Here is a 6,887-nt window from a genome sequence, read left to right as displayed (position 1 = left end):
CTTCGCGGCGCTTCGCTAGCCCCGAAGCTCGCCTGTTTGCGCAACACGTTTCTCGCGGGGAGAGGGACCTGAATACCGTGCGCCAGCGTCAGGCTCCCTCTCCCCGGCGAGAGACTTGTTTTGCGTTTGGCTTTCTTTCCGGGGAGAGGGTCGGGGTGAGGGGCCAGATTTGCACCTGGGAATAGGGGTGTCATTATTGCTTAACGGCATTGATGCTAAACCGGCAGCCCAAACGAAAGCCGTACCTCACGACGAATCGTCCGACACTCCTTCATCGCCTGCTTGGCCTCGACTGGAGTGGCAGCATCGCCCGGATAGCGGAAATCAACGGCATAAGCGCTGAGGTTTTTAGCCAATGGCAGCAATGCCGCCCACAACGGATAGGCCGGCAGCAGAAGATTCAGCACCACCTCGATGTCATGGGTCTTGGGAAACGACACGCCATCTTCACACAGCCTGGCCTTCAGCATCTTTTCAACACACTGCTGACAGTGAAAACACACCGCGTCATGGATGCGGGACTTGCGGCTGCGCATGACCGTCATCGCAACGGCGTAATCACCTTCCGCCTTGCCGATCCATTCAAGCGAGAGCGGCTTCATACATGACCTTGCCCTTGGTGAGTACTTCCTGGAGAAAGCAGTCCCCCTGCTCCAGACGCCATTGCACGTCTTCAGGTGTCCGCACGATAAGATCGAGCGGGAACCCCGCACTCAACGCCTGCCTGATTTCCGCCGACTTGCGTCCTTGGCTGCGGTCGAAAGGCATCACCACCAGCAGATCGACATCCGAATCCTCCGTGGGCCTGCCATAAGCATGGGAGCCAAACAGCACGATGCGCTGCGGCTTGAACCGCTCGGCAATCGCGTCGGTGTAGCGTCGGATGCGGCTTAGATCAATCATGACGCGGCAAGAGTGCTGCATCCCCGCCGTCGCGCAAGCAGTTCATCTCTCACCGCTCCGCCACCGGATCCTTGCCCACAAAAATCCCCAGCACCGCACCGCCGATGATCCACGCGATCACATGATCCGCGATGTTCACGATGGTATCTCGCGCTGGCTGCTCCATCCAGATCCACATCGGCAGATCGCTCGTCAGCCCCGCAAACAATCCTGCCGCTGCCACAAACGCGATGCGTGCCGGATAAAACAACGCCGCTTGGCTCAGCAGCGCCGCGATCAACAACGCGCAGATCAGCGTGCGCACAAAACTCAGGATCATGTTCGTCCCCATGCTGATCTCGCCTTTGCCCGGACGAATGATCGCATAAACATACGGGCCGTCCTGCATCGCCTTGGCCTGCTTGGCCTCGTGCGCCTTTTTTTCCTCGACGGTCGCCATCTTCGAGGCCGGTTCCATCGACGGCAGCATGTAAAGACCATGCCCCGAGGTCACGTTCGCCTTGATCACTTCGGCCACGGTGGATTCGTCGCGAAACTCACGAAACCCATTCTCATGCCAGCCCAGCGCCGTCCACGACACCGCCTCCCACGCGAAGACAGCGATGGCGGCGAGAAATGCTCCGAGAATGATTTTGCCCATGCAGGTAAATAGTGGCTCGCGCATGAAGGGCAAGCAGCCTTTCGGCCAAGAAGCCAAGGAGCGGGGGGGCTGCGGGCGCGCGTAGGGCGGATGTGTTCGGCGCACAAGACTGCGCCAACAGGAAGACTGGCCTTCGCCGAACTATCCGGCTGGTCTGGGGGCGTGCGCAGGCTGGGGAGTATGCGATGACGCCACCAGCCGGATAGTTGGGCGACGTTCACAGTGAGAACCACGGCATCGTCTCCGCCCAACACATCCGCCCTACGTCACCTCAGCACACGGGCGTCAGCAGCGCCTTCCCGCTGAAATACGCCGCCAGATTCTCCACCACCAGCCGAGCCATCTCACGCCGCGTCTCATGTGTCCCACTGCCCAGATGTGGCAGCAGCACTGCGTTTCCACACTGCATCAAGGCTTCCGGCACCTGTGGCTCGTTTTCAAACACATCCAGCCCCGCACCGCGAATCGTGCCGCGCTGCAATGCTGCGATCAGCGCCGCTTCATCCACGACGGAGCCCCGCGCGATGTTGATCAGCGTGCCTTCGCTTCCCAGCGCCTCTAAAACCGCCGCGTTGATCAGATGCTTCGTCTTCTCGCCACCCGGACAGGCAACGATCAGAAAATCCGCCGCGCGCGCCAGTTCGATCAGCGACTCAAAAAACTCCCAGTTCAGCTCCTGCCGCGTGCGGCCGTGGTACGCGATCCTCATCCCATGCGCTTCGAGCCGCTGCGCGATCGCCTTGCCGATACGTCCCAGACCCAGAATGCCTGCCAGCTTCCCCCGCAACGCATGCGACAGCGGAAACGGCCCCTGCGTCCATGTGCCCGCATGCAGAAAGCGATTCGCCGCGATCAGCCGCCGGCTGGTCATCAGCACCAGCGCACTCGCCGCGTCCGCCACATCCTCCGTGAGTACGTCGGGCGTGTTCGTCACGCGAACGTTATGTGCGCGGCACCAATCGACTGGCACATTATCATAACCGACGCCGAACATACTGATGATCTCCAGCTTCGGCAGTTTCGGCAGCAATGCCATCGGTGAGACACTGCCCCCCGACATCACGATCCCGCGAATTCGTGCGCCGACATTCGCCAGCAGCGCCGCCTTGTCCTCCGCATGAAAGTAATCATGACACACATGCGCCGCCCGCAGCGGTTCCAGCAAAAAATCCGGCAACGGGGCGAGAATCAGCAGTTCGTTCTTCATATCTTTTCATTCTTTGCCTCTTTTTGCGGCGATTCAATCACCCTTCACGATTCCGCATCATGTCCGCCACCTGCGCAAAGAACGCCCCGATGATTGGAGCCGCGTCTTCAGGAATCCCCACTTCCTGCATCGCTTCGCCCATTAACTTCATCCAACGATCTCGCTCCGCCACGCCGATGGCAAACGGCATGTGCCGCCCACGCAAACGCGGATGCCCCCGCTCCTCGATGTAGGTCTGCGGTCCGCCGAAACGGTACACGATGAAATCCGCCAGCCGCTTCTCCGCATTCTCCCAGTCATTCGGCGGATACAGCGGCCCGATCACGTCATCCGTCCGTACCCGCCGGTAAAACGCCGCCACCATGCCGCGCAGCGTCGTTTCGCCCACCTGGGCGCAGAGAGTCGAGAGTTCATCCATTCTCCCAGCATAAACACATGAGGAAGGCAGGAAAGCAGGAGTCTGAGTTCCTTCGCAGTTCCTGCTCCCAGATTCATTTTGGTTCATCCGGGAAATTCGTGCGCTCGTGTTGGCTCAAGTCAGCGCATCCGGCCGCGCCAACGGCGCGCAGGAGTCCAGTCCAGGGCAAGCGAGCCTTGGCGAGTGCCGCCCTGGGTCGGCGGAGCAGTTGAAATCATGCAGCGAAGGTCGCGCTCTGAATGAGCGCAGGAAAGGCCGCTGCAGCTCTCCCGCGCTCTTTCAGAGTGCATCACCAAATTCCTGATAGGCCTCCGCGTTATCCCAGGGCTTTCGCCCTGGGCTGGAATCCTCCGGCCTTTCAGGCCGATGTCGGTGTCACGATTTTCCGAGCTAACTTCCGAGATGAATCCAAAAATTTCCACCCCACCGGGAATTCCGCCGAAAGTTTCGCCTCTCACACGACGGATGATTGACTCATCGTTCGAACTCGTTCGTATCCACACCATGAAAACCGCGCTCACCCTTCTCACCACCTTCCTCATGGCCTCTCTCGCCCCCATCTCCTCTGCTGCCGACGCCAAAACTGAAACCGCCATCATCGGCGGGGGCTGCTTCTGGTGTGTCGAGGCACAGTACCTCCTCGTCAAAGGCGTCAAAAAGGTCGTCAGCGGCTACGCCGGCGGCAAGACCGAAAATCCGACCTATGAGGACATCTGCACTGGTGACACCGGCCACGCCGAAGTCATCCAGCTCGAGTTCGACCCCGCCATCATCACCTACAAAGAGATCATCGACCTCTTCTGGGACACGCACGACCCCACCAGCGTCACCAAGGAAGACATGGTCAAACACGGCAAGCTCCTGCCCAAAGGCACCGCCTACCAGGGCAACGACTACGGCACACAGTATCGCTCCGCCATCTTCTACCTCAGCGAAGCGCAGAAGCAGATCGCCGAAGCCTCCAAAGCCGCCGCCCAGAAGAACTGGAAAGACCCCATCGCCACCGAGATCGCTCCGCTGAAGAAATTCTACCCCGCCGAGGACTACCACCAAAACTTTAAAGCCCTCAATCCCAACCAGGGCTACGTCCGCGCCGTCGTCGATCCCAAGACCGAGAAGTTCAAGCACACGCTGGAGGACAAAGGCAAGATCAAGCCCGAGGCGAAGTGAAGTAGCTTCGATTGGCAATCGAAGCCTCAGACATCCTGACCTGCGTGGAAAGAGGATGACCTCAGCGGGCGGAAAATCAGCACCAAATCCGTGCCGGGGTAGATCGTTTCGGTCTCGTTGAGCTCTCGGCACAGGTGTTCCACCACATCGTCATGGGCGGGGTTCGTCTGCCCGTGGAATTCTACCACTAAATGCTTGGTTGTGTGGTCGGGGCGAAGATTGATGGTGGTCCCAAATAGCCCGCGCACAAAGCTGCGCGCGTCGTCATGACGTTGGAGCTTCTCGCGCGCGAGTTGCACGAGGCTGCTCTCGGCTCGGTAGGCGATGAGTTTGAGGCTGTCCATGAACTGCTTCTTCGCGGGGGCGAGTTGCTCGATGCGTTGCGCCTCGGGTAACTCGGCTATGGTGATGTGGCGGGGCTGCGCTTTGCGCGCGGCTTTGAGCGCGGTGATTTCGGCTTCAAGAGTCCGCACGGAGTAGGGTGCCTTTGTTTTGCTCGTAGATGGCGGCTTTTTCGGGCGTGTCGTCATGCGCTTTGAGGCTGTGCTGGGCAAAGTGGGTGCGCTGTTTGTTGAGCTGCCCGACTTTTTTTCGCACGCTGCTCTCGAGCTTGCGCCAGGCGGGGTTGACGGTCCGCGTGGTATCTGGAAGTGGACTGGTGCTGTGCTCCACGAGACTGTCTAACCCGAAGTGTTGACGCATGTATTTAAAGAAGTTTTCCTGATTCCACCTGCCGAGCATGGAGACGGCGCAGCGGCGCAGGTCGCTGGTGTAGTCGGTGCTGAGGATGGCGGTTTGATGGCCTCGGTTATCGAGCCGACGGACCTCTCGAACCCAGAGCTTGCCGCTGCTGAGGTAGGTGCCGCGCTCGGCGAGCTGGAGGGTGACTTGCGCGCCGTTGACGAGGCTGAGTGGGTGCTCGCTGAACTCTTCTTTGGCCCAGTCTTCGCCCGGATGGAGATGGTAGCTGAGGATGGCGATGCGTTGCGCTTTGAGCCGGGCAAAGAGGACGGGCGAGTAGCCCTCGCGGTCGAAGACGAGGGTGAAGCGGTGCAGGTGCGGGTGGGCGGCGAGTCGCTCATCGCTGGGCTGCCCGGGTATGTCGGTGAGCAGGCGCGGGACGATGTCGTGCTCGAGGGTCTGCTGGAGTCCGGGGTCGATCGGCTTGGTCACGCAAAACAAGGGCGCTCCATCCAGGGCATTGACCCAGTAGTCGGTGGTGGCCCGCAAACACAGGCGTTCGCGGCTGATGTAGCGCCGTGGTAGTTTGGCCATTTTGCCGTGATAGACTCGGGTGTGCCCGTCGATGAGCAGGGTGCCGATGCTTTGACTCTCGTTCTGGTTCATCCAAGCCTGAGCCAGGCAGGCAGCCCAGCGTGCGGTGCGCTCTGGCGAGTCGGCGAGCAGGCCGATCTTGTTGCGCAGCGTGCGCACTTCCGGGATGCGGTCTAGGCCCAGCAGCTTGCCCCATTCCCCTGGTGGCAGGTAGCGCAGTTGCTCCAGACTAGGCACACGCGCCAGCGCCATCAGGGCTAGCAGGAGGAAGATACTCACCATGGGATAGTAGCCCTTGGGCAGGCTGAAGCCCACCGCCTGTTGATGCTTCAGCAGGCCCATGGCGAGCAGTGCGGGCAAGGCGCACAACGTGCCGCCATTGGCGATGTCCGCCGCCGCCTCAAACTCCAGCGGCGCACCATCGAGCAAGCCGAATGCCGCCGCCAAGCGATCACACTCACGCGTGGTGCCGATGCCAAAGAGGCCCGCGCCATCAGCCACACTGCGATCACTCGCGCTGCTAGGAACCGCCACGTCGAGAGTCCCATCGGGAGTCCCATCGGGCACCCGCGCAACAGGAGAGCCTATAGAACCCGGAGCACCGTTTTTTTTAAACGCCCAGCTGTGATAGCCTTATGCAACGTCGTCTGTAACACGCCGAGAGCCGAACTTATGGCCGGCACCGCAGCCCCCGCATCGAGCATCGCCTGAGCTTGAGCGATGAGGTCAGGTGTGAGCTTGTGGCCTCTAGTCGGTGGCCTTGGCTTAAAGAAGCCCGCCGAGCCCTCATCACGCAGCCTCACGCACATGCGCTTGACGGTGATGAGCGGGACGCCAAAAGCCCGTGCGATCTGAGCTTGAGTCACCGAGCCATTATTGACCAACTGGCTAGTAAAGAGGCGGAAAGAAGCCAGATCATCACAGGCGTGAGAGAAGACCGGCAAGTGGCCATTAAAATAGACCACACGATCATCGACACGCTGGAACCCAAGATGAGGCGTGATGAGGGAGCAAGAGTCTGGGAAGATCGGAAGCTGAAGCTGAGGCACGCTCAAAAACTAGCAAACCCCACCGCCGCTGGCCAGCGAACTCTGGCTCAATCGTTTTCCACCCACCCGCGCTGAACCCTCGAAACAAAAGGCCCAGGTCAGGATGTCTGTCGCGCCAAGCTAAACCTAGAACATGAGAACGAATATGTAGAACATCGAAATCGAAATACTCCGAAACTGTTATTGGAACCCAGTGGGTAGCCACTCCCACCCGGCAAAGGCTGG

General features: G+C 60.1%; 7 protein-coding genes and 1 pseudogene. 1 reads left to right on the top strand and 7 read right to left on the bottom strand.

What is annotated here, in order from left to right:
• Positions 1–215: 215 nt before the first annotated feature.
• From ACKVY0_RS16450 to ACKVY0_RS16430, 5 genes are all read right to left on the bottom strand, one after another.
• On the bottom strand, positions 216–602 hold the full coding sequence (locus ACKVY0_RS16450; protein WP_409215913.1) for a HEPN domain-containing protein: 387 nt from the start codon (positions 600–602) through the stop codon (positions 216–218).
• Positions 583–903, bottom strand: a complete 321-nt coding sequence (locus ACKVY0_RS16445; protein ID WP_409215912.1) for a nucleotidyltransferase domain-containing protein — start codon at positions 901–903, stop codon at positions 583–585. The genes ACKVY0_RS16450 and ACKVY0_RS16445 overlap by 20 nt, the downstream gene beginning before the upstream one ends.
• 49 nt (positions 904–952) lie before the next feature.
• Positions 953–1,543: a hypothetical protein gene (locus tag ACKVY0_RS16440; RefSeq protein WP_409215911.1), complete on the bottom strand. Its 591-nt coding sequence runs from the start codon at positions 1,541–1,543 to the stop codon at positions 953–955.
• 271 nt (positions 1,544–1,814) lie between these two features.
• Positions 1,815–2,750, bottom strand: coding sequence for a 2-hydroxyacid dehydrogenase (locus ACKVY0_RS16435; RefSeq protein ID WP_409215910.1), 936 nt, complete (start codon positions 2,748–2,750; stop codon positions 1,815–1,817).
• Between the two features lie 37 nt (positions 2,751–2,787).
• Complete coding sequence (locus tag ACKVY0_RS16430) at positions 2,788–3,168, bottom strand: globin (protein WP_409215909.1); 381 nt, start codon at positions 3,166–3,168, stop codon at positions 2,788–2,790.
• A 540-nt stretch (positions 3,169–3,708) separates the two neighbouring features.
• On the opposite strand from ACKVY0_RS16430, the gene msrA reads away from it, so the two are divergent.
• Complete coding sequence (msrA, locus tag ACKVY0_RS16425; protein ID WP_409215914.1) at positions 3,709–4,338, top strand: peptide-methionine (S)-S-oxide reductase MsrA; 630 nt, start codon at positions 3,709–3,711, stop codon at positions 4,336–4,338.
• Between the two features lie 26 nt (positions 4,339–4,364).
• Here the strand turns inward: msrA and ACKVY0_RS16420 are convergent.
• Together ACKVY0_RS16420 and ACKVY0_RS16415 are read right to left on the bottom strand one after the other, a co-directional pair.
• A pseudogene (locus ACKVY0_RS16420) lies at positions 4,365–6,114 on the bottom strand (putative transposase).
• An 83-nt stretch (positions 6,115–6,197) separates the two neighbouring features.
• Positions 6,198–6,662, bottom strand: a complete 465-nt coding sequence (locus ACKVY0_RS16415; protein ID WP_409215908.1) for a hypothetical protein — start codon at positions 6,660–6,662, stop codon at positions 6,198–6,200.
• Positions 6,663–6,887 lie beyond the last annotated feature (225 nt).

Origin of the sequence: Prosthecobacter sp. (assembly GCF_046154365.1) — a bacterium.
GTDB lineage: Bacteria > Verrucomicrobiota > Verrucomicrobiia > Verrucomicrobiales > Verrucomicrobiaceae > Prosthecobacter.
The sequence above is the reverse complement of the archived record's forward strand: the minus strand, read 5'-3'. Positions and strand labels throughout refer to the sequence as shown.